The 22,186-nt window shown below is 64.9% G+C and carries 21 protein-coding genes; 13 read left to right on the plus strand and 8 right to left on the minus strand.

Annotated elements, in window-relative coordinates; translation table 11 throughout:
• Positions 1-45: 45 nt before the first annotated feature.
• A complete protein-coding gene (locus tag J2X62_RS22570; RefSeq protein ID WP_032372888.1) occupies positions 46-882 on the minus strand; it encodes a biotin--[acetyl-CoA-carboxylase] ligase in 837 nt (278 codons plus the stop codon).
• Between the two features lie 95 nt (positions 883-977).
• On the opposite strand from J2X62_RS22570, the gene J2X62_RS22575 reads away from it, so the two are divergent.
• The 3 genes from J2X62_RS22575 to J2X62_RS22585 all read left to right on the plus strand — a co-directional run bounded on the left by J2X62_RS22575 (position 978) and on the right by J2X62_RS22585 (position 3,636).
• On the plus strand, positions 978-2,618 hold the full coding sequence (locus J2X62_RS22575; protein WP_032366284.1) for an acyl-CoA carboxylase subunit beta: 1,641 nt from the start codon (positions 978-980) through the stop codon (positions 2,616-2,618).
• Positions 2,619-2,686: 68 nt separating this feature from the next.
• On the plus strand, positions 2,687-2,956 hold the full coding sequence (locus tag J2X62_RS22580; RefSeq protein WP_310183468.1) for an acyl-CoA carboxylase epsilon subunit: 270 nt from the start codon (positions 2,687-2,689) through the stop codon (positions 2,954-2,956).
• Positions 2,957-2,967: 11 nt separating this feature from the next.
• Positions 2,968-3,636, plus strand: coding sequence for a Maf family nucleotide pyrophosphatase (locus J2X62_RS22585; protein WP_310183472.1), 669 nt, complete (start codon positions 2,968-2,970; stop codon positions 3,634-3,636).
• A gap of 15 nt (positions 3,637-3,651) precedes the next feature.
• Here the strand turns inward: J2X62_RS22585 and J2X62_RS22590 are convergent, their stop codons facing one another.
• On the minus strand, positions 3,652-4,095 hold the full coding sequence (locus J2X62_RS22590; protein WP_027496480.1) for a flavodoxin domain-containing protein: 444 nt from the start codon (positions 4,093-4,095) through the stop codon (positions 3,652-3,654).
• A 115-nt stretch (positions 4,096-4,210) separates the two neighbouring features.
• Entirely contained in the window at positions 4,211-5,584 is a 1,374-nt protein-coding gene (locus J2X62_RS22595; protein WP_310183477.1) for a hypothetical protein, read from the minus strand.
• A 154-nt stretch (positions 5,585-5,738) separates the two neighbouring features.
• On the opposite strand from J2X62_RS22595, the gene J2X62_RS22600 reads away from it, so the two are divergent.
• Positions 5,739-7,004 (plus strand): glycosyltransferase, encoded by a 1,266-nt coding sequence (locus J2X62_RS22600; protein ID WP_310183506.1) that lies wholly within the window; start codon positions 5,739-5,741, stop codon positions 7,002-7,004.
• Between the two features lie 5 nt (positions 7,005-7,009).
• On the opposite strand, the gene J2X62_RS22605 is transcribed toward J2X62_RS22600, so the two are convergent.
• Positions 7,010-8,317 carry a hypothetical protein gene (locus J2X62_RS22605; RefSeq protein WP_032390040.1) on the minus strand — a complete coding sequence of 436 codons (1,308 nt, stop codon included), beginning with the start codon at positions 8,315-8,317 and terminating at the stop codon, positions 7,010-7,012.
• A gap of 589 nt (positions 8,318-8,906) precedes the next feature.
• Here J2X62_RS22605 and J2X62_RS22610 point away from each other — a divergent pair.
• The 9 genes from J2X62_RS22610 to J2X62_RS22650 all read left to right on the plus strand — a co-directional run bounded on the left by J2X62_RS22610 (position 8,907) and on the right by J2X62_RS22650 (position 19,424).
• Positions 8,907-10,355, plus strand: a complete 1,449-nt coding sequence (locus tag J2X62_RS22610) for a condensation domain-containing protein (protein ID WP_027496476.1) — start codon at positions 8,907-8,909, stop codon at positions 10,353-10,355.
• A 118-nt stretch (positions 10,356-10,473) separates the two neighbouring features.
• Positions 10,474-11,928: a condensation domain-containing protein gene (locus J2X62_RS22615; protein ID WP_310183482.1), complete on the plus strand. Its 1,455-nt coding sequence runs from the start codon at positions 10,474-10,476 to the stop codon at positions 11,926-11,928.
• The gene (locus J2X62_RS22620; RefSeq protein WP_310183484.1) at positions 11,906-13,279 is read left to right on the plus strand and encodes a condensation domain-containing protein; all 1,374 of its coding nucleotides are present in this window, start codon (positions 11,906-11,908) and stop codon (positions 13,277-13,279) included. Before J2X62_RS22615 ends, J2X62_RS22620 begins: the two co-directional genes overlap by 23 nt.
• 157 nt (positions 13,280-13,436) lie before the next feature.
• Positions 13,437-14,306 (plus strand): sulfurtransferase, encoded by an 870-nt coding sequence (locus tag J2X62_RS22625; RefSeq protein ID WP_205913258.1) that lies wholly within the window; start codon positions 13,437-13,439, stop codon positions 14,304-14,306.
• Complete coding sequence (locus J2X62_RS22630) at positions 14,303-14,716, plus strand: SufE family protein (RefSeq protein ID WP_027496472.1); 414 nt, start codon at positions 14,303-14,305, stop codon at positions 14,714-14,716. The genes J2X62_RS22625 and J2X62_RS22630 overlap by 4 nt, the downstream gene beginning before the upstream one ends.
• A gap of 134 nt (positions 14,717-14,850) precedes the next feature.
• Positions 14,851-16,320, plus strand: a complete 1,470-nt coding sequence (locus J2X62_RS22635) for a condensation domain-containing protein (RefSeq protein WP_167325503.1) — start codon at positions 14,851-14,853, stop codon at positions 16,318-16,320.
• A 127-nt stretch (positions 16,321-16,447) separates the two neighbouring features.
• Positions 16,448-18,241: an acetyl/propionyl/methylcrotonyl-CoA carboxylase subunit alpha gene (locus tag J2X62_RS22640; RefSeq protein ID WP_310183489.1), complete on the plus strand. Its 1,794-nt coding sequence runs from the start codon at positions 16,448-16,450 to the stop codon at positions 18,239-18,241.
• Positions 18,242-18,324: 83 nt separating this feature from the next.
• Positions 18,325-18,741 (plus strand): DUF1707 domain-containing protein, encoded by a 417-nt coding sequence (locus tag J2X62_RS22645; protein ID WP_310183490.1) that lies wholly within the window; start codon positions 18,325-18,327, stop codon positions 18,739-18,741.
• A complete protein-coding gene (locus J2X62_RS22650) occupies positions 18,738-19,424 on the plus strand; it encodes a haloacid dehalogenase type II (RefSeq protein WP_310183492.1) in 687 nt (228 codons plus the stop codon). The genes J2X62_RS22645 and J2X62_RS22650 overlap by 4 nt, the downstream gene beginning before the upstream one ends.
• Positions 19,425-19,434: 10 nt before the next feature.
• On the opposite strand, the gene J2X62_RS22655 is transcribed toward J2X62_RS22650, so the two are convergent.
• The 4 genes from J2X62_RS22655 to J2X62_RS22670 form a co-directional block, all read right to left on the minus strand.
• A complete protein-coding gene (locus tag J2X62_RS22655; protein ID WP_310183507.1) occupies positions 19,435-20,001 on the minus strand; it encodes an AAA family ATPase in 567 nt (188 codons plus the stop codon).
• Between the two features lie 18 nt (positions 20,002-20,019).
• Positions 20,020-20,847, minus strand: coding sequence for a hypothetical protein (locus J2X62_RS22660; RefSeq protein ID WP_310183493.1), 828 nt, complete (start codon positions 20,845-20,847; stop codon positions 20,020-20,022).
• Positions 20,848-20,933: 86 nt separating this feature from the next.
• On the minus strand, positions 20,934-21,575 hold the full coding sequence (locus J2X62_RS22665; RefSeq protein ID WP_310183494.1) for a methyltransferase domain-containing protein: 642 nt from the start codon (positions 21,573-21,575) through the stop codon (positions 20,934-20,936).
• A 5-nt stretch (positions 21,576-21,580) separates the two neighbouring features.
• A complete protein-coding gene (locus J2X62_RS22670) occupies positions 21,581-21,982 on the minus strand; it encodes a VOC family protein (RefSeq protein ID WP_032366651.1) in 402 nt (133 codons plus the stop codon).
• Positions 21,983-22,186: the final 204 nt, after the last annotated feature.

Consider the following 22,186-nt stretch of genomic DNA (forward strand, 5'->3'; position numbering starts at 1 on the left):
GCACTCCTGACTATTCGCGCCGGATCTGCCCGGGTGAAGATGGTCTCACGAGACAGGTCGGAGATGAGTGACGTCGCCGGCGGCCACCGCGAGAACCGAGGGCGATGCGGAGCCTGCACGTTCGACCTCGATCACGATCCGGCCGTGTTCGTCCACATCGACAGCGGTTCCCACTTCGTGCTCGCCGCCGGGCAGGTCGACACGCACTCGCTGTCCGATGGTGCCGCACCGATCTCTGTATCGGTGCGCCAGCGCCTCGGTATCCCAGTGCGCATCCCGCCACGAATCCACCTCGGCGGCCACCCCGCGCAGAATCGCACGCACCAGGGTGTCTCGATCGAGCACCGCGGCCTGTTCGAGCGCGAGTGACGTCGCCGTGGGCACCGGGAGCTCGGCCTCGGTCATCGAGACGTTCACTCCCAGGCCGATGACCACCGTCGGACTCGGCCCATGGGCGGCTACTTCGGCCAGAATGCCCGAGACCTTCCTACCGCCGATCAGAACGTCGTTCGGCCACTTCAACCGCGCATCGACCTCGGCCACGGTACGCAGCGCATCGACCAGAGCCACGCCGGTCATCAGCGGCAGCCAACCCAGCACCGCCGGGTCGATCCCCGGGAACTTCAGCAGCATCGACAGCAATATCTGCGATCGCGGAGCACCGGAGAACGGACGCGAATGCCTGCCCCGCCCACTCCCCTGATGTTCGGCGATCAAGGCCGTCCGGTCCGCCCGATCTGCCGCCGCAGCGACGAGGTCGGCATTGGTCGAACCGGTCTCGGTCACCACGTCCACCCGAGACCACGAGGCCTGCGGTCCGTCCACCAAGGCTCGACGGAGTGCGCGGACGTCGAGCGGTGGGCGATCCAGATTGGTCCACATGACCACCAGCATATGGGTTCGGCACGAACCGACGTCGGCTCGTGAACCACCCTCGGTCGGGGCGCAGATCACACTCGCAGTTAAAGTGTTGCCCCATGACCAGCGTCCAGGATTCCACTGCACCCGGGTCGGCAGATGCACCCGATATCCATACCACTGCGGGTAAATTGGCCGATCTTCGTAAACGTCTGGGGGCTGCGGAGATGCCGTCGGGTGAGGCGGCGGTGGAGCGGGTCCACGCGAAGGGCAAGTTGACCGCGCGCGAGCGGATCACGGCCCTGCTCGACGAGGGCTCGTTCGTCGAACTCGATGCGTTGGCGCGGCACCGATCACAGAATTTCGGGTTGGGTGACAATCGCCCCTTCGGTGACGGTGTCGTCACCGGCTACGGCACCGTCGACGGCCGCGATGTGTGCGTGTTCTCCCAGGACGCGACCGTCTTCGGCGGCAGTTTGGGGGAGATCTACGGCGAGAAGATCGTCAAGGTGATGGACCTGGCGATCAAGACCGGACGACCGTTGGTGGGCATCAACGAAGGCGCCGGGGCCCGCATCCAGGAAGGTGTGGTCTCCCTCGGGTTGTACGGGGAGATCTTCCACCGCAACGTCCGCGCATCCGGGGTGATCCCGCAGATCTCGGTGATCATGGGCCCCGCCGCCGGCGGACACGTCTACTCCCCAGCGTTGACCGACTTCGTGGTCATGGTCGATGGCACCAGTCAGATGTTCGTCACCGGCCCCGATGTCATCAAGACCGTCACCGGGGAGAACGTGACGATGGAAGAACTCGGTGGCGCGCACACCCACATGGAGAAGTCCGGGGTCGCGCACTACGTCGCGTCCGGGGAGCAGGACGCCCTCGACTACGTCCGCGACCTCCTGTCGTATCTGCCGTCGAACAATCGGGCCGATGCCCCGCGGACGGCCGCGTCGGATCCTGTTCTCGGATCCATCGAGGATTCGTTGACGGCGGAGGATCTCGAACTCGACACGTTGATTCCGGATTCGCCGAACACTCCGTACGACATGCACGAGGTGATCCGCCGGATCCTCGACGACGACGAATTCCTGGAAGTGCAGGAGGGGCGGGCCCGCAACATCATCGTCGGGTTCGGGCGGATCGACGGCCGGTCGGTGGGGATCGTGGCCAATCAGCCCACCCAGTTCGCGGGAACGTTGGATATCGATGCCTCGGAGAAGGCAGCCCGGTTCGTCCGCACGTGTGATTGTTTCAACGTTCCGATCATCACCCTGGTCGATGTGCCGGGGTTCCTGCCCGGGACGGGCCAGGAATACAACGGCATCATCCGGCGTGGGGCGAAGTTGTTGTATGCCTACGGGGAGGCGACGGTCGGGAAGATCACCGTCATCACCCGCAAAGCCTATGGCGGGGCGTACGACGTGATGGGGTCCAAGCACATGGGTGCCGATGTGAATTTGGCGTGGCCGACGGCGCAGATCGCGGTGATGGGGGCCTCGGGTGCGGTCGGGTTCGTCTACCGCAAGCAGTTGCTCGAGGCGGCGAAGAACGGTGAGGACGTCGATGCGTTGCGGCTGACGTTGCAGCAGCAGTACGAGGACACGTTGGTCAACCCGTACGTCGCTGCCGAACGCGGGTATCTCGATGCGGTCATCCCGCCCAGTCACACCCGCGGACAGATCGTGACCGCGTTGCGACTGCTCGAACGCAAACAAGTGACCCTGCCCCCGAAGAAACACGGAAACATCCCACTATGAGCGAAGCGAATCATGACGCAGTGAGCGACACGAATCATGACGCAGTGAGCGACACGAATCATGACGCAGTGAGCGATGAAGCGAATCATGACGACGTGAACGACGGTCAGGCCGTTGCCGATTCAGGCATGTCCGCGGCGATTCGGGTCGTCAAGGGCAACCCGGACGACGAGGACGTGGCGGCTCTGGTGGCGGTGTTGACTGCGGCGCAGAACGATTCGGCATCGAGCGCGGATTCCCGGCCTCGGGAATTGTGGGGTGCACCGTCGTCGATGCACCGCGGCTTCGCGGCGCAGTCGGCGTATTCGTACGCCGCGTCGGGCCGATACTCGCGGTGACGGTGCCGCCCGTGACGACCCGGGCCGATTCGGTACGACTCGTTCTGGCGTCGGCGTCACCTGCTCGCCTCGGGGTTCTTCGTAGTGCCGGCGTGGAGCCGATCGTCCGGGTGTCGGGAGTCGACGAGGACGCGGTGACGGCCGAACTGGGGCCGTCCGCGTCCGCCGCCACCGTGGTCACCGAACTCGCGCGGGCCAAGGCCGCCGCAGTCGCCGAGACGTTCGCGGATTCTTCGGCGGATCTGGTGATCGTCGGGTGTGATTCGATGCTGTCGATTGCCGGTGAGCTGCACGGTAAACCGCACACCGTCGAGGTGGCCCGTGAGCGTTGGCGGACCATGGCCGGGTCGATCGGGGCGCTGCTGACCGGTCATGCCGTTCTGCGAGTGACCGCCGGAGTCGTGGTGGCGCAGGCTGCAGCGCACAGCTCGACGACGATTCGTTTCGCAACCCCGTCTGCAGTCGATCTCGACGCGTATCTGGCGTCCGGCGAACCTCTGCAGGTCGCGGGAGCATTCACGCTCGACGGTCTCGGCGGCTGGTTCGTCGACAGCATCGAGGGTGATCCCTCGTCGGTGATCGGCATCGGCTTGCCGCTGGTTCGTACTCTTCTCGAGCGGGTGGGTACGTCGCTTGCCGCTCTCTGGGACGGCTCGCCGGACGACCCGATCGGGATCTGACCGGCGAGACCTACCTCAGGGCAACAGATCGATCAGCTCGCGAGCCCAGTCCTCGGCCATTGCCTTGGGCTTGATGTTCGACGAGCTGTCGTGCCGAGCGTGGGTGCCGACCTGCTTCGCACCGAGCTCGGTGAGCTTTTCGGCGATGATCTCGCCGCCGCGGTTGAAGGTGTCCTCGTATACCTTGTCTCCCAGACCGAAGACTGCGAACTGCAGTCCTGCGAGGTCGGGGGCATCCTCGACGAGTGCCTCGTAGAACGGCTCCGCGCCGGTGGGGAGCTCTCCGTCACCGTAGGTGGAGCAGATGACGACGTGGAAGTCGTCCGTGTCGATGTCGGAGACCTCGTACTCGAGCATGTCTCGCACCTCGGCATCGTGATCACCGAGCACGTCCGCGATCTTGTCGGCGACCTCCTCGGCCGTACCGGTCTCGGACCCGAACAACACGACCACTGCCATGGATCGCTCCCCTTTCTCACATGCGCTCGAACACTCGAACAGTCGCAAAAGCATAGCCGTACCGGGGATCCCGCCGAAAATCCGCGTACGCCCGATGTTGTGATTTGTCTCGAGGTCACCAGAATTCGGGAGTCAGGCCCCAGTTCGTGTACTCGGCCTCGACCAGCCCACGCAGGTGCTCCTTGCTGGGGAACGCGTCCGGGTCGAGACCGGTGACGCACAGCGTCGCGCGGTCACCCGAGTCGTTCCACCAGGCACTGACCCCGCCGGCGGTGCGACGGAGCAACGCCACATCGGTGTTCTGAGTGATCGACCGCATCGCCACTGCCGCAGCGTCGACGCCTCCGATGGTGCGCAGTCGCGCGCCGCGATCGCCGAGGTTCGAGCACAGACACAGAGGTGCCGAGCCCGATGCCGCCAGCTTGGCGACGACGACGTCGGGCAACACCTGCATCAGTGGTTTGAGCAGCTCGAACACCGATGTCACCGTACTGTCGGCCTGGTCGGTGAACGCCTGCTTGCTCGATGCGCGGATGGCCGTCAGATCGTCGCGGTAGCCCTGTCCCCCGTCGACGTGAATGGACACCCCGGACGTCGCGTTGGCGCGACTGTCGCCGGGTGTTCGGGTGCTGACAGGAAGGGCCACCCGTACCCGGTCCTGCGGACCGACGCGTCCACTCGCGGTGAGAATGCCGAGCACGACCGCGACAAGGAGACTGTTCGAGCTCCCGCCCCTGCTCGCTGCGGCCGCGGCCCAGTCCCCCGATGCGCAGTCGACGACCACCGTGCTCGGTACCCACTTGCCTTCTCGCGCCGCGGTGACGGCCGGGGCACGGCTCGGCGTCGGGCCGGGTGCCGTGGAGCCCGCTGCTACCTCGTCGGACGAGGTTCGCGAACGTACCGCGTCCACTGCCGTACGTCCGAGAGCTCGCGCCACCCCGGACGTTGCCGCACCGATCTGTCCGACGCCGTCCGCGATGTCGGACAGTACCGACGACCGCGGGGGAACGTGGTCGAGCCCGCCGCGAACGAAGTCGTTCGGAGTCGCCCGACCGGCGAGAGCTGCCGCCGCCGCAGAGGTCAGGGCACCGCCGTCACCGACCACGTGCGATCCGACGAGAGAGACCACCGTGCCGCCGCCGTCGACCGAGGTCGCCGACAAACGCCACGCAGGTCCGTCGATGGGGTCCAGCGTCACCGCTGCCTCGTTCTCGATCCACAGATCGATGCCGTCCCGGGCGATCGCGTGTCCGATGACGACCGGGGCGGCGGGCGTGCGGGCCGTGATCCAGCCATCGCGGGCACCGGGCACCGCCGAGCGTCGTACGGAGCGATCCAACGGGCCGGTAGCAAGCAACTGCCACATGGATTCGAGTGCGTCGAGCGGGACGGCCGAGTCGAACCGCCACACGATCTGATTGACCACGGGCACTCCGAGTACGCACTCCATGCGCAGGAACAGGTCGTCGTCGTACGTCAATCTCTCCACCACGAGAGACTATCCCTGCCCGCCCACGTAGGTGGAACGGCCGCAAATGTGTTTCCCGCCATATGTTTTCGTATCGGCTCGGTTCGGCCGGTGCTGATAGGTTGGGGCTCTTCCCCACGCCGACACGTCTGCGAGTGCGCCTGTGAAGTTCGTGATGCCGTTCAACGGAAGCCGAGGCGACGTGACCCCCGGTATCGCTCTCGGGCTCGAACTCGCAGATCGCGGGCACGACGTGCTGTTCGGAGCCCCACCCAATCTCACCGATGTCGTGTCGGCTGCCACGGCATCCTCCGAACGTATCGAGGTTCAACCGTTCGGGCCCGACACGCAGCAGCTGTTGGAGTCCGATCTGGTCAGAGTGCGTATCAAGTCTCGAAACCCGCGGACCCGCTTTGCTGCGCTGTCCGAGCTGGCTCATCACGGCTGGGACGACATGACGTCCGAGCTGAACCGAATGGCGGCAGGGTGCGACGGAATCGTCACCGGCTCGCTCGGTCAGGAGATGGCTCTGAACGTGGCCGAAGCGCACGGCACAGCGTTTGTGTCCCTGCACTACTGCCCCCTCAGGCGCAACGATGCAGTGTCGATCACACCGGGCGTGAACCCACCTGCCGTCGTCAATCGGTCGATGTGGGCGGCCCTCGAGGCACTGCGCTGGAAGTCGATGAAGAAGCGCGACAACGCGCAGAGGGCATCACTGGGTTTGCCTCCCACCACGGAGTCGACGCCCGTGAGGTCGGCGCACTACGGCGGTATCGAAATTCAGGCCTACGAATCGGCGCTGTTCCCCGGGCTTGCCCGACAGTGGGGCCCGCTACGCCCGTTCGTCGGCTTCATCGGCCTGGTCGACGGAGTCACCGAGACGGATCCCGCGTTGCGCCGATGGCTCGACGCAGGAACTGCGCCAGTGTATTTCGGCTTCGGCAGCATGCCGGTGCCCGAACCGGCTGCACTGATGCGCATGATCGACAACGTCACCGATCGATTGGGCGTGCGCGCCCTGGTCTGCGCGGGCTGGAGCGATCTGCTGGAGTCCGATTCAGCCGTCCATCGATCGAACCCGAACGTCTTCGTCGTGAAATCGGTCGATCACGCGACGGTCTTTCCGCGCTGTCTGGCCGCGGTTCATCACGGCGGCGCAGGGACGACTGCAGCCTCGGCACGAGCCGGGCTGCCGACCCTGGTGTGCTGGTTCAGCGCCGACCAACCGTTCTGGGGATCCGCGCTGCGGCGCGTAGGAGCCGGGTCGAGCACGAAGTTCTCGACGTTGACCGAATCCGTTCTACAGCAGGGCATTTCCGACCTCATGACCGAAGACGCCCGGCTGGCCGCGCGAGCGCTAGCCGATACGATGACGCCTGCTCGAACGGCGACGGCCGCTGCCGCCGACATCACCGAAGCAGCAGCGCGCGACCGCTGACCCACTCACCAGAAGCGTGCCGAGAGTCCCCATCTCCGAAGCGCCTCGGTCAGGTGTTCACGCAGTACATGCTCGTCCGGGCATCGGTCGGGGTCCATGGCGTGGACGGTCACGGTCACACTGGTGCCGGTCTCGCTCGACCATGCGGTCAGACCGCCGTCGAGCGAACGAGCGAAGTCGGCGTCGGCTCCGGCGAACGTCGCTCGACCGGACACCGCCCGGGCGGCGATCCCCGCCACCGTCGTGAAGTCGTCGGGAAGAGAACCGAGGTTCGACGCCAGCCCTTCGGCACCGTCGCGGGGCTGCGGCACTCGTGCGACCACCGCGTCGGGCAGCATTTGAACGAGTGCCTGGGACAGGCCGCCCGGAGCGGCACCGGCGGCCTGAGCAGCGGCGAAAGCCGTGAACGCCGATTTACTGGCGGCGCGGATCGGGCGGAGGTCCAGATCGGTCGGGTCGGCGATCGGCACGTCGATCTTGACGATCTTGGTGGCGTTGGACCGTGTGTCGGATGCGTCGCCGCGATCACTGACGGGCAGGGACCACTGCACCGTGTCTCCCACCGAAGCACGGCCGGCAAGTCCGGACGCAGCAGTCAGGACCGCCACGAACAGCGAATTGGATGTTCCTCCCCAGCGTTCCGCAGTCGATCGCCATGCATCGGCGTCCACCTCGGCAACCACGTGCGGGGATGTCCAGTCCGCCGCAGCCGCTCGCTCGGGAGCTGCCCGGTGTGGTTTCGGCCTCGACTGGGTGGCACCGGCAGGCTCGGAGCGTCCGGACAGAGGCAGAGCCTGCACCGCCGCGTTCACCAGCCATCCACCCGCGGACCGAATTTGCTCGACGGCGTCACCGACGTCGGAAGCGAGGGTCGCGAGGCCGCCCGAGGCGGAGGCGACACGGGACGCGACGGAGTCGGAGTTCGCCGCACGGAATGCAGCGATCAAGGCGCCACCGTCGGCGACCATGTGCGAGGCGACCAACGACAGCACCATGCCGCCGTCGCTCAGTCTCGTCGCCGCGAGTTGCCAACCCAATCCGGTCTCGGGATCGATATCGGGATCGATCCGGCCGTCCGCCCATCGCCGCACCATCGACGGGTCTATGAATTCTGGATGAAAATCCAGTGAATGAGAGGCGGCCGACGGCACCCACCGATCTCGGGCCGTCGGAATTGCCGATGCCACCACCCTGCGCGCAAGCAGACCGTCGGACAGGTTGTCACGCAGTCTTTCCAGGTCTTCTCGCTGCACGACGTCGTCGAACCACCACAGGAACTGGTTGTAGACGGGAAATCCGATGCCATGGTGCATTCGTAAGAAAAGGTGATCGGCAAATCCAATTCGAGTCACGCGCCGAACCTACTACATCGAAAGAAACGGGAAGGTGGTGCTGTTTCTCGTCGGTCGATTCATTCAATGTTTGCAATAGGCGCCATTCCACCGAGCGGACGCGCGAAGGTGACGCCGGTCTCGGGGTGCCGGTCCGGCCCGAGGTCTGGGTTCCGAACCCGTCACCCGGATCTGCTCTCTCGAATCATCGGGCCCTGACGTGCGGTTACGCTGGAATCACAATGCCGACGTGTGCGAGAATCAGTTTTCCGACCGATGTTCCACCCGTCGGTCAACCCCCTCGACAGTGACAAGAATTACTTTTACGCGTCGCGAAATAGTTTCGCTTTCGCCCTATTGTGAGTGCCGTACTCACGTCGACCGGACGGCGACTTCACGGTCCGTCGAATAGTTGTTCTTTCAATGTCGAAAGCAATGCGAGTGCACCCGATAAAAGCGAGCCGGACCGACGACTTCCGCCGTTACATCCACCACTCGACCGTAATCGAATGCCGATAGACACCACTACTGCCGAATACCGCTGGCCGAGCCCGGAACGGAAGAGGACACCATGGAATACACCGAACTCGCCGACTATCCACTTCCCGCCGGACGCTTGACCGAGTGGGTTCCCCGCGTCGACGACGCCCAGTGGGCTCTCGATCCCCGCGGGCTGTCGTTCACGCACGAGGACCATTGCGAGCGCAGCGCGCCGGGCTCCTGGATCGGCACGGTATTCGAGATCCATCGTCGCTACGACGTCGAGGCCGTACGCCGCACCATCGCCGCGTACATGGGTCGGCACGAGGCGTTCCGAACCAAGGTTCGTCGTGACGACCAGTCCGGTTCGTGGCAGCGCTTCACCGCACCGGTCGACGCCGTGCAGGTGACAGATCGCCCACACGCGGAGTCGCGATCGGAAACTCAGGTGTTCGGCCATCTGCAGTCGTGGTTCGGCGACACCGTGTCTCCGACGGCATGGCCGCATTTCGTTCTCGCCACCATCGAACCCGACGACGCGTCCCGCACTCTCGCCGGTGGGCCCGAGGAATCGTTCCTGCTCGCCTTCGCGGCCGATCATTCGGTCATGGACGCATACAGCCAGATCTATGCGATCAACGAGATCGACCGGCTGTACGCGCAGGCCCTCGACGGCATCGACCCGGAATTGCCCGAGGTGGGTAGTTACGTCGACTTCAGTCAGTCCGAACGGGCACTCGGCGACACCCTGACGGCGGATCACGGTGCCGTGCGAACGTGGCAGGACTTCCTCGCTGTCGAGGACGGCCGCTTCCCGGCTTTCCCGCTTCCGTTGGCGGGCGACCGGCCCCGCGCCGACACCGGCCCTGCGCCCCAGAGCAGCATCTCGTCGTGGCTTCTGACCTCCGAACAGTCGGACGGCTTCAATGCAGCGTGCCGCGCTGCCGGATACAACATGCAGGCCGGAATTCTTGCGGCGCTCGCATTGACGAATGCTCGCCTGTCCGGCAGTCGGTCTCTGCGCACGGTGATGCCGATGCACACCCGCGATGAGCAGAAGTGGGCCGCGTCGGTGGGGTGGTACGTCGGCATTCTTCCGATGGAGATCCAGCTCGACAACGCCTGCACCTTCGTCGAGGCACTCGAGGCCGCGGCTACCGCGGGCGCTGCGAACAAGGGCCTGGCCCGTATGCCGTACTCGAAGATCGCCAAGATCCTCGACTCCACCGAAATTCCCCGGTTCGTGGTCTCGTACATCGACCTGCGGTTCCTGCCCGACGCCGCCCAGTGGCAGGGGCGCAAGGGGCGGGCGCTCAGGAGCAACTGCCACGCCGACGACGAGGTCTACTTCTGGGTCAATCGCACGCTCGAAGGGCTCAACATCTCGGCCCGCTTCCCCAGTTCGGATGTCGCGTCGACCAATGTCCATCGGTTCATCACCGAGTTCGTCGCGGTTCTGACGGCGGTCATCGACTCCGACGGCGGTAGCGATACGGTGCTCGCGGCGGCCCCGCCGTCGGTCGTCGTCGCCGCAGAATGAGCATGGACGCAGAATAGGCGTGGACGCAGGAGAAGTGGATGCGCAGAGGACGGAGACGGCGGCGTAGGCAGCCGGTACGTTCCGTCCACTGCGCCCCGACCGGAAGAGTGAAGCGAACATGATCATCACCGCAATGGGCCGCTGGAACCCCGCGCCCGGCCGACTGCTCGAGTGGCATCCCACCGCGGCCGCACAGGCGAGCGCCGCTGCGGCACCGATCGATTCGACTCCACCGTCGTTTCTTCAGGAAGACCACCTGAAGGCAGCGTGGGCAGCTCGCGCACGTGGCGACGTGCACACGGCGTACACCGGGGTGGCCACCGAGATCGACGGCGACATCGACACCGAGGCGATGAGCCGTGCGCTGACTGCGTACGTGCTGCGGCACGAGGGTCTGCGGTGCTGGTTCGAGGTGGACGGCACCGACGTGGTTCGACACCTCGGCGGCCCGGAAGTTGCTCGTTTCGATACCGTCGACGCAGGTGAGACATCCGACGACGAGCAGTTCCAACACTATGTGCGGCAGCGCTTCTCGACCGAGGCCACCGCCGACATCTGGCCGGGGTTCGTCGTCGGAGTGGTATCGAGGCCAGGCAGCTTCACGTTGTACTACGGTGCCGATCACGCGTTCACCGATGGTGGTTCACAGGCTCTGGTCATCAGCGAACTGGCCGATCTGTACGCGATCGAGATCGGGGCGGATGTTCCGCAACCGGCTTCGGCGGGAAGTCACCTCGAGTACGCCGCCGACGAGCGCGCTCGCGCCGCGACGTTCGGTGCAGACTCCCCCGAGATCGCCGCGTGGCGTGACATCTTCACCAGGCACGAGGGCCGTATGCCTCGGTTCCCCCTCGATCTGGGGCTTGCACCCGGCGAACGCGCCCCGGTCCGAATCGTCGAACGCCACCTGTTGGACCGAGAACTCACGGCAGCGTTCGATGCCGCGTGCAAGGCCGCCGGCGCACGGATGAGCAGTGGAATCTTCGCCGCCGTCGGCATCACCGACTTCGAGCTCGCAGGGAACGCGGAGTACTTCGGAATCACGGTGCTGAGCACTCGCCACCACGGTCACTACGGACAATCCCAGGGTTGGTTCGTCAACTTCGCGCCGGTCGCGTTCGACATCGCCGGTCACGAGCGTTTCTCCGACGTCGCCGGCCCGGCGCACGAGGGTTTCGAGCGGGCCAAGCAGATCGCCGAAGCACCGGTCCATGCGGTACTCGGCGCTCTCGCCGCAGACGGCACGCTCGGAAGCGAACTCGCCGTGAGCCCGAACATGCTCTCGTACATCGACTTTCGCTGGTTCCCCGGCGTCGGGCGAGATGCGGACACTCGTGCCAAGCATTTCACCGGCGAGGGCGCGACCTCCAACGCGTCGATGTGGATCAACCGCGACGGTGAGCATCTGTATCTGGTGGCGCAGACCCCCGACACGGCCGTCGCTGCCGATTCGGTCGAGCGGTACCACGCACACCTGGCATCGGTACTGGAAAAGATCGCGCGCACAGGCGATTACGTACTGACGCCCGGTTCGGTTCAGGAGCGGGTCGGTGCGGGTCACCTCGATCACTGAGTACCATCCCCCGGCCGGTGTCGTCGTCGAATTCACTGCCGACGTCACCGGGGATGCACAACGGTCCCCGATTCCACCGTCGTTCAATCAACGGTTTCATCTGGGCGATCTGGGCGAGGCTCGGCGAGTATGGATCGCGGGCACGTTCGACGTGCCCGGCCGCATCGATGTCGACGCTCTCGCGTGGGCGTTCACTCGACTGATCGACCGACACGACACTCTGCGCAGCTCGTTCGTCCAGGCGACCGACGGCCTGGACAGGATGCTCCATCGCCCCGGTTCGGTCGAGATCGCGGCGTCGAACCGGACCGAATTCGATTGCCCGACCGAGCTACGTGAGCATCTCCGCCGAATACTCGAGTTACGTTGCGACGCACGACGGTTCCCGTCGTACACGTGTGTCGCGATCGACCGGCCGGACGTCTCGACGGTGGTCTGCGCATTCGACCACTCGAACGTCGACGCGCTGTCGATCGCAGTGACCGTGGACGAGGTTCGCGCCTGGTACGACGCGTACCGGCGCTGCCCGTCGAGTCCGAACATCGAGCTGAGTCCGGTGGGAGGATTCGTCGACTACTGCCGAATCGAAGCAACCGAGCCGGCAGTGGATCGCCATGACGAGCGCATGGTGCGGTGGTCGGAATTCCTTGTACGGTGCGGTGGTACGACGCCGAGTTTTCCGTTCGACCTGGGACTTGCGGACGGTGAGACTGCCACGCAGGCAACCCTTGTCGCGCCGATCCTCGATGCCGACCGCACTGCCGAGTTCGAGCGCCTGTGCACTCGGTCGGGCGGCGGGATGTTCGCCGGGGTCGTGGCTGCGATCGGTCAGGCCTGCGCCGCCATCGGCGGACCGCGGCAGATACCGTTCCTGTTCCCATTGCACACCCGTCACGAGGATCGGTTCCGGCGGGCACTGGGCTGGTTCACCAACAACGCCCCGATGACCGTGGACGTCGGCGACGTGCTCGTCGACACGATCGCCGCGGCCCAACGGGAGTTTCGTGCTGCGCTACCGCTGAGCACGGTGCCCATCCCCCAGGTGTTGGCATCCCTCGGAGACACGTTCACCCTCTCGCGAAACGACGTGTTCATGGTGTCGTACATCGACTACACCAGAATCGAGGGCCACCGCCGACTCGAAGAATCCAACGCACACCACGTCAGCAACGCGACGGTGTCCGACGACGCGCAGTTCTGGGTGTCGCGGACAGCCTCGGGTCTGGCTCTGCGGGCACGTTTTCCCGACACCGTCCTCGCGCACTCGGTCATGACTGCGTTCAGCGGCGCGCTGGTCGCGCTGCTGGCCGAGGCGACCGACCAGGCCGCCACAACGGCCCTGACACGCTGAGACAGTACCGACGCAGCGCTCTGTGCCTGCGGCTCCCGCCACTCGGTGGCGGTACGGCATAGGATTGTCGACGGAGACCGTTCACCCCCGAGCGGGCCGCCAGCCGAATATCTTCCGTAGGAGCCGATACGTGCCTGTACCAACCGATTCCAACGCAATGTTCGCCGACTACGCGCATCCGGATCGTCTCGTATCCACCGAATGGCTGTCCGCTCATCTCGGTACGCCCGGGCTCCGCGTCGTCGAATCCGACGAGGACGTGTTGCTCTACGACGTCGGCCACATTCCCGGCGCGGTCAAGATCGACTGGCACCTCGACCTGAACGACCCGGTCACGCGCGACTACATCGACGGCGAACAGTTCTCGAAACTGATGAGCCGCAAGGGTATTTCGCGTGACGACACAATCGTCGTGTACGGCGACAAGAGCAACTGGTGGGCCGCCTACGCACTGTGGGTGTTCACCCTGTTCGGACACCAGGACGTGCGGCTGCTCGACGGCGGACGTGATGCCTGGTTGTCCGAGAACCGCGACACCACTCTCGATGTCCCCGAGTTTCCGGCGACCGACTACCCCGTCGTCGAGCGGAACGATGCACCGATCCGCGCATTCGCCTCGGACGTGCTCGGAGCTCTCGGCTCCGTGCCTCTGATCGACGTACGCTCCCCCGCGGAGTACACCGGCGAACGCACCCACATGCCCGACTACCCGGAGGAAGGTGCGCTGCGCGGCGGCCACATCCCCACTGCCGTCAGCATCCCGTGGGCCAAGGCAGCAGCACCGGACGGGCGATTCCGCTCACGCGCAGAACTGGACGAGATCTACTCCGAGACCTCGGCAACCGACGAGGTCATCGCGTACTGCCGCATCGGCGAGCGGTCGAGCCATACCTGGTTCGTGCTGACGCATCTGCTCGGGTACGAGTCCGTCCGCAACTACGACGGCTCGTGGACCGAGTGGGGCAATGCTGTGCGCGTTCCGATCGCCAGGGGCGAGGAGCCCGGATCGGCACCGGCCGCTCGATGAGTTCCCTTCCAGAATCGTTGGCCGAGATCGTCGAGGATTTCGCCGCAGTCGAGGGCCAGGACAAACTGCAGCTCCTGCTCGAATTCAGCCGGGAACTACCCCCGTTGCCGGATCACCTGGCCCAGGATGCGATGGAGCCGGTCCCCGAATGTCAGTCGCCGTTGTTCCTGTCGGTCGATGCATCCGATCCCGCCCGGATCGAGCTGTACTTCAGCGCGCCGCCGGAGGCTCCGACGACTCGCGGGTTCGCCTCGATCCTGGCGCAGGGGCTCGACGGTCTCAGCGCGCAGGAAATCCTCGACGTTCCGGACGATTTCTACTCGGCTCTCGGATTGAGCGATGCGGTGAGCCCCCTGCGTCTCCGAGGGATGTCGGCGATGCTCGCACGTATCAAGAGGCACTTGCGCTGACCTCGTGGTCGGCAGCGCCCGGCCTTCGTCTTGATCGATACACGCCGCCGTCGGTAGACTTCGGTAGTGGGCATCGTCGCCCGCTGTCCGAACAATCCCCCGAATGCGTCTGACGAAGGCTGGTTGCTGCCGATATGGAGTTCACCGAGTTGGCGGACTACGCGGTTCCCGCGGGCACGCTCACCGAATGGATTCCCAGTGTCGGCCCACACGCCCACACTCCCGAAGCCGCCGGGTGGCAGCCCGACCCTCGCCCGACGTCCTACGTCCACGAGGCGCACCTGCGTACCAGCCTGAGCAGCCCTCGCCGCGGACGCGAGTCGTGGCTCGGCGCGGCGTTCGAGATTGCCGGTCCCCTGGACAAGCAGGCTTTCCGGCGGGCGGTGCTGAACTGGATCGACAGACACGAAGCCATGCGGTCGAGCGCATCGATCGACGAGGCCACCGGTGAGATGACCCGGGTGACCGCTGCGCAGGGAGCCGTAGACATCTGGCAGGTCGAGCAGGAACGGTGTGCGCAATCGAGTGAAGTCTTCGAGCATCTTCAGTATCTCTTCGACGAGTTCACCTCGCCCCTGATCTGGCCCGCCTACGCGTTCGTCACTCTCGAACCACTGGACGAAACGCGGCCGATCACCGTCTTCTTCGCAGCAGATCACTCGATCATCGACGGCTTGTCCACTGTCCTGGTCGCCCACGAGATCGCGGCCCTGTACGGCGAGGAGCTGGGCGGGGCACCGGCCGCCCTGTTCGAGGCCGGCAGCTATCTCGACTTCGGGTCCTCCGAACGCGAGCGAAACGCCGAGTTGGAACATTCGCACGAGGCCGTCGCGATCTGGCGCGATCTGCTGATCGACGGGGAAGGCCAGCTGCCCGACTTCCCGCTCGACATCGGTGATCCCAGCCCGGACGACGTACCTCAGGGTGGGCTCTCTGCTTGGGTGCTCGACCCCGAGCAAGCCGATTCGTTCTCGGTCGCGTGCCGGAAGACCGGCAACAGTCTGTTCGCCGGATTATTGGGGGTCCTGGCCATCACCGGCGCCGAGCTGGGCGGGGGCACCCAATTTCGGACTGTCACCCCGGTACACACCCGGGACGAGCCGCAGTGGGCGTCGGCACTGGGGTGGTTCGTCGGACTGTGTCCCATCTCGTTCGACATCGCCGGCGCGGAGTCGTTCGGCTCGGTCGTGGCCGCAGCATCGGCCGAGGTGAAGAAGACCAAGCCGATTGCGCGGGTTCCGCTCGATCGGGTGTTCACCACCCTCGGCTACTCGGCCAGGCCACGTTTCGTCGTCTCGTTCATGGATGTGCGGTTCGCGCCGGCAGCAGAGCACTGGCCCGATTGGAACGCGCGTGCGCTGCGCAGCAAGCAGTACCAACACGACGTGTACATCTGGATCAACCGCACACCTCAGGGAATCAACATCGCGGCTCGCTATCCCAACACCGAGCTCGCAACTGCCCGGGTACACGAATACATAGGCACCTTTCGCGCCCTGCTGACCGAGGTGGCCGACACCGGTACCGCCTCCTTCTCTGCCGCAACGTCCCAGCATCCCGATCCCGGGCACTCCGATACCGGGCGGATCGCTACCAGCCAGTAGTCCCATCCTGTCGCCCTGGACGCGCCGCAGCGGCCTGGACCGATTGCAGCGACGACCGAGTCGGTGCTTAGACTCCGACGTGACGTTCGTGACGATGGATGCGAAAAACACATCTGTAGGAGGCTCAGTGCCCAGCCATGCCAGTGCTCAGATCACCAAGGTTCTTGTTGCCAATCGTGGTGAGATCGCGGTTCGGGTGATCCGGGCGGCCGCTGATGCCGGGCTGGCCAGTGTCGCTGTGTACGCCGAACCCGACGCCGACGCACCGTTCGTCCGCCTGGCCGACGAAGCATTCGCACTCGGCGGACAAACCTCCGCGGAGTCGTACCTGGTCATCGACAAAATCTTGGACGCCGCCGCCAAATCCGGAGCCGACGCCATCCACCCCGGCTACGGATTCCTCTCCGAGAACGCCGACTTCGCCCAAGCCGTCATCGACGCAGGTCTGATCTGGATCGGACCCTCCCCGCAGTCCATCCGCGATCTCGGCGACAAGGTCACCGCCCGCCACATCGCCGCCCGCGCCAAAGCCCCCTCGGTCCCCGGCACCTCCGAACCGGTCAAAGACGCCGACGAAATCCTTGCGTTCGTCGACGAACACGGCCTCCCCATCGCCATCAAAGCCGCCTTCGGTGGCGGCGGACGCGGCATGAAAGTCGCCCGCACCCGCGAGGAAATCCCCGAACTGTTCGACTCCGCCACCCGCGAAGCCGTCGCCGCATTCGGGCGCGGAGAATGCTTCGTCGAACGCTACCTCGACAAACCACGCCACGTCGAAGCCCAGGTCATCGCCGACCAACACGGCAACGTCATCGTCGCCGGCACCCGCGACTGCTCCCTGCAACGCCGCTTCCAGAAACTCGTCGAAGAAGCACCCGCCCCGTTCCTCACCGACGCCCAACGCAAAGAAATTCACTCCAGCGCCAAAGCGATCTGCCTCGAAGCCGGCTACTACGGCGCCGGGACCGTCGAATACCTCGTCGGCCAAGACGGCCTCGTCTCGTTCCTGGAGGTCAACACCCGGCTGCAGGTCGAGCACCCCGTCACCGAGGAAACCTCCGGCATCGACCTGGTGCTGCAGCAGTTCCGCATCGCCAACGGTGAGGAACTCTCGATCACCGAAGACCCCGAACCGCGGGGGCATTCGTTCGAGTTCCGGATCAACGGTGAAGACGCCGGGCGTGGGTTCCTGCCCGCCCCCGGACCGGTCACCACCTTCACCGCCCCCTCCGGCCCGGGTGTCCGCGTCGATTCCGGTGTCGAATCCGGCTCGGTGATCGGCGGCCAGTTCGATTCGATGCTCGCCAAACTGATCGTCACCGGAGCCACCCGCGAGGAAGCCCTCGCCCGCTCCCGCCGGGCGTTGGCCGAATTCACCGTCGACGGGTTGGCGACGGTGATCCCGTTCCACGCTGCGGTGGTCTCCGATCCCGCGTTCATCGGCGACGGCGACTCCTTCTCCGTCCACACCCGGTGGATCGAAACCGAATGGGACAACCAGGTTCCCCCGTTCACCGCCGGGCAACCGATCGACGACGACGAGGCCCTGCCGCGGCAGTCCGTCATCGTCGAGGTCGGGGGCCGACGCGTCGAGGTCTCCCTGCCGGGCGAGCTCACCCTCGGCGGTGGTAGCGGCGGGAATGCCGGTGCGGTACGGCGTAAGCCCAAGGCCCGCACCCGTGGCGGTGCCGGAGCCGGCGCAGCCTCCGGTGACTCGGTGACCGCACCGATGCAGGGCACCGTGGTCAAAGTCGCCGTCGACGAAGGCCAGAGCGTCGAGGTCGGGGACCTCGTCGCTGTCCTGGAAGCGATGAAAATGGAAAACCCCGTCACCGCCCACAAAGCAGGCACCATCACCGGCCTGAGCGTCACCGCAGGCGACGCCATCACCCAAGGCACCGTCCTCGCAGAAATCAAGTGACACCGACGTTCGATGCCGAACGGATCGACCCCCGGGCGACTTTCGGCATCGAACGGCGGCGCGGATAGCGCTACCCTGTAGCAATGTCCGAGCTTCCGGAAATACGTATCGGTACCGCTGATCGGGAGAAGGCCCTCGATGTGCTGGGTCAGCACTTCAGCGAGGGCCGCCTGACGGTTCCCGAATTCGACGAGCGCAGTGGCACAATCGCATCCGCGACGACGCGTGGACAGCTCGAATCGGTATTCGTCGACCTCCCTGCCGCGTCCGGCACTGCGTCGGTCGCTCGATCCGGCACCGACGCACCGGCCGTGAAGGACCGCGGAATCGATTGGGCTGCAGTGGTGATGCCGATCGTCATCTTCGGATCACTTGCTCTGTTCTTTCTCACCGATTTCGACCAGAAGTGGCTTTTCTTCCTTCTCATTCCGCTGGCCGGAGCCATCCTGTCTGCGGTAGGACATCCGGCGGACAAGAAGAAAAAGAAGAAGAAGCGTTGAAAGCGCTGCTGTTCGACGTCTTCGGCACCGTCGTCGATTGGCGCACGAGCATCGCCCGCGAGGTCTCCGAAATATGCGGTCCGGGAGTCGACAGCTATCGGTTTGCCGATCGGTGGCGGAGCCTCTATCAACCGGCCATGGAACAGGTGCGGTCCGGTGGGCGACCTTTCACTCGGTTGGACGTACTGCACCTGGAGTCCCTGCGAACGGTGCTCTCCGAGTTCGAGATCGACCTGGATGCGGACGCCACGACCGCACTCAATTTCGCGTGGCATCGACTGGAGCCGTGGCCCGATTCCGTTCCCGGGCTCACGCGGCTGCGCACCGAGTTCGTCGTAGCACCGCTCTCGAACGGCAACATCTCTCTGCTGCTGGACATGGCCAAGAATGCCGGCCTTCCCTGGGACGCCATCCTCGGCGCAGAACCGGTGCAGGCGTACAAGCCCATGCCCGACGCCTACCTGCGTACCGCGAACATCCTCGGGCTGCGTTCTGACGAGTGCATGATGGTTGCCGCCCACAACAGCGACCTCGCCGCCGCAGCCGAGTGTGGCTTCGCCACCGCATTCGTCGCCCGCCCGCTGGAACACGGCCCGACGCAGACGTTCGACCTTGCTCCCGAAGCAGAGTGGACCTACAGCGTCGACTCGATCGTGTCCCTTGCCGACCGACTCAACTGCTGACAGACGCGGTTCAGAATCTCGCCGCCGGAACCAGTCGATCGGCCAGCCACCTGTTCACTTCTGCGTGCGATCGGAATCGCACGATCGTCAGGTCCGGTCGGCGCATGTTCAGTCGCTCAACGCGCGCGGCCGTCATCCGATGCGTGTTCCAGGCCCACCGGACGACGTGCTCGCGATCGAAGAATATGCGATGCAGCGGTGGCTCGAAGTTGCCGTTCCACAGCACTGTTCGACCGACCCGACGACGGAGCGTGCGGAAGACGATCTGCCGCATCACCGTTCGACGAGGCAGATCTAGCCACAGGCAGAGGTCGGCCCGATCGGCGAGTCGATCCCGCACAACGCTGTACTGCCACTCGGTGACCCAGGTTGGGCGGGTGATGAACTCGTCCACGTCCTGCTCGAACGTGACACGGGGCGTCCAGTCAGGCCCGTGATAGAGGCTGTCGATCTCGATGTGTTCGATTCCCAGAATCGATCCGAGACGAGCCGACAACGTGGTCTTACCGGAACCGGATGTTCCTGCCACCACGATTCGCGAGGGGCGACGCGATACCGCGTCGTTCGGTCCGAGAATCACGACTGTTTTCGCCCGCTACGGTTGAGCACAGAGCGCTACGATCGCGTCCGCCATGTTCTTCACGAAGTGTCGACGCGCCGTTTCGGGCAGCCGATCCAGTGAGAGGTACGGGTTCAGGTCTTCGAGCTCGACCAACAGCAGCGTTCCGTCGACGGTGCGGCATGCGTCCACCCGCGTGATTCCGTGGTCGATGTCGTTCCAGTCGACGAAACGTTGCGCGAACTCTTCGTCCTGAGCAGTACTCGAGTACGGCTCCAACTCCCAACGTCGGCCGGGGTCCGGAGCGTACAGGGCGTATTGCACTGTGCGGCCGATGAAGTAGAACGACACTTCGTAGACAAAATCGATCCGCGGCTGAATCAATGTGCCCGGCTCGACTTCCGACAGTTCGGCGCGTCCGATCTGACGCATGCCGATCGAGTCGGCACCCCATTTCGGTTTCACCACATAGGTATTCACCTCGGGTAAGCGCGAGACGCCCCGCGGATCGTCGACGGTAGGTATGACCGGAAAACCATCTGCGAAAAGATCGACCAGGTACTGCTTGCCTCTCTGGTCGCCTTTGCCGGTCAGCTGGGTGAAAACCTTCGTGCCGTTCTCGCGCGCATGGCGAGCAAACGCGTCGAACGCTTCCTGGTATCCCAGCACAGGCCCGGAGTTCCGGATAACAACAGCATCGAAGCCATCCATCAGTGCCAGCGCATCGAGCGGGTGACACAGCGCGATGTCGACCCACTCACGGAGCTGCGAAGACAAGAAGATGTCTTCGTCGCAGTAGCGTCGGCCCTTAGACAGATACGCCAAGTCGGTCACGAACAGAACGCGTGGACGGGGTGCGCACATCGGGCAGATCCTACCGATCGATGCGGTAGCCAGTAGGACATCAGCGGCAATGCCTGTCGCGTTCCCGCGCTATCGATCTCGAGATGTCACGATGTTCGCTTGCGCGCCATCAGAAATGCTTGCGGCGTCGGCTCGTATCCCACCGGAGCCCGGTGCACACGGATGTCCAGCTCGAACCCCGCTCCGGCGAGCATGTTCGCCACGGCATCGGAGTCCAGTCGATAGGCGTCGTACGAGACCGAGTGTCCGTACACATGTTCCAGTCGCACCCGCTCGTCCCCGGATTGAAATGCCAACAGCAGCAGTCCATCCGGACGCAGCACCCGATGCAGTTCGGCGAACACCTGCGGCAGCTGGGCCGGCGGGGTGTGGATGATCGAATACCAGGCGACAATTCCCGAGACGGTGCAGTCGCCCATGTCGAGCGACTGCATCGCGCCGACGACGAAACGGACGTCTGGAAATTCACGACGCGCAACGTCGATCATGCTGGGCGACAGATCGATTCCGGTCATTCTCAGGCCCAGGCGACGTAGATGGCCCGCGATGCGTCCCGATCCGCATCCCACGTCGACTACGTCCCCAGCGTCGACACGCTCGGCGAATGTGGCCAGCAGCGCCTGTTCCAGATGCTTGCCGTCCAGCTCGTCGCGAACCAGGTCCGCGTAGCTTTCTGCGACGGTGTCGTATGCCGCCCTCGTCATCGAAACGTGCTGCTGTTCGGCCACAACCGTCACGGTACAGACTCGCCCGGTTCGGCCAGGTACGAGCGCGTCAGCATCTCGAAGAAGTGGCCGGTGGGGTCGCGAAAGTACACCCCTCGACCGCCATGATCGGTGTTGATTACCCCGGGCCGAGTCATCCGTGGATCGGCCCAGTGTTCGACGCCCATACCGACGAGCCGTGTGTAGGCGGCGTCGAAGAGGTCGTCGGTGACTCTGAATGCGTAGTGCTGGAATTGAATGTCATCCACCGGTGGTTCTGCGAACTGAATCAACGTCCCGTCGGTGAGCTGTACGTTGACGAACGGGCCCCACGAGGGCGCCTCCGGCAGGTCGAACAGTTCGCGAAAGAACGCCGCCGACGCAGCACTGTTCTTCGCAGCAATGATGGTGTGATCGAACGAAACGGACATGCGCTGCCTCCTGGGCAGTACGAGGCCTCCATGCCTGACGCAGTCCGTCATCGACACGCGACGCTGCGCCAGATGGTTCCACGAGGCACTGTGGTGCGTCAACCCTTTGTGCGCGGTTTTGGGACCCCCGGGGTCGCCAAAACCGCCCCACCCGGTGGTGTGTGGAACGGGGGAATAACGGCCCCGCACCCCGCGATTTAAGTG

The organism is Rhodococcus sp. 3258 (assembly GCF_031456475.1).
GTDB classification, from domain to species: domain Bacteria; phylum Actinomycetota; class Actinomycetes; order Mycobacteriales; family Mycobacteriaceae; genus Rhodococcoides; species Rhodococcoides fascians.

Bases quoted from the DNA above. Each gene is read 5' to 3' on its own strand.
- J2X62_RS22570 (WP_032372888.1), bottom strand. From the start codon at position 882: ATGTGGACCAATCTGGATCGCCCACCGCTCGACGTCCGCGCACTCCGT.
- J2X62_RS22575 (WP_032366284.1), top strand. From the start codon at position 978: ATGACCAGCGTCCAGGATTCCACTGCACCCGGGTCGGCAGATGCACCC.
- J2X62_RS22590 (WP_027496480.1), bottom strand. From the start codon at position 4,095: ATGGCAGTGGTCGTGTTGTTCGGGTCCGAGACCGGTACGGCCGAGGAG.
- J2X62_RS22600 (WP_310183506.1), top strand. From the start codon at position 5,739: ATGCCGTTCAACGGAAGCCGAGGCGACGTGACCCCCGGTATCGCTCTC.
- J2X62_RS22605 (WP_032390040.1), bottom strand. From the start codon at position 8,317: ATGCACCATGGCATCGGATTTCCCGTCTACAACCAGTTCCTGTGGTGG.
- J2X62_RS22610 (WP_027496476.1), top strand. From the start codon at position 8,907: ATGGAATACACCGAACTCGCCGACTATCCACTTCCCGCCGGACGCTTG.
- J2X62_RS22615 (WP_310183482.1), top strand. From the start codon at position 10,474: ATGATCATCACCGCAATGGGCCGCTGGAACCCCGCGCCCGGCCGACTG.
- J2X62_RS22625 (WP_205913258.1), top strand. From the start codon at position 13,437: ATGTTCGCCGACTACGCGCATCCGGATCGTCTCGTATCCACCGAATGG.
- J2X62_RS22630 (WP_027496472.1), top strand. From the start codon at position 14,303: ATGAGTTCCCTTCCAGAATCGTTGGCCGAGATCGTCGAGGATTTCGCC.
- J2X62_RS22635 (WP_167325503.1), top strand. From the start codon at position 14,851: ATGGAGTTCACCGAGTTGGCGGACTACGCGGTTCCCGCGGGCACGCTC.
- J2X62_RS22645 (WP_310183490.1), top strand. From the start codon at position 18,325: ATGTCCGAGCTTCCGGAAATACGTATCGGTACCGCTGATCGGGAGAAG.
- J2X62_RS22660 (WP_310183493.1), bottom strand. From the start codon at position 20,847: ATGTGCGCACCCCGTCCACGCGTTCTGTTCGTGACCGACTTGGCGTAT.
- J2X62_RS22670 (WP_032366651.1), bottom strand. From the start codon at position 21,982: ATGTCCGTTTCGTTCGATCACACCATCATTGCTGCGAAGAACAGTGCT.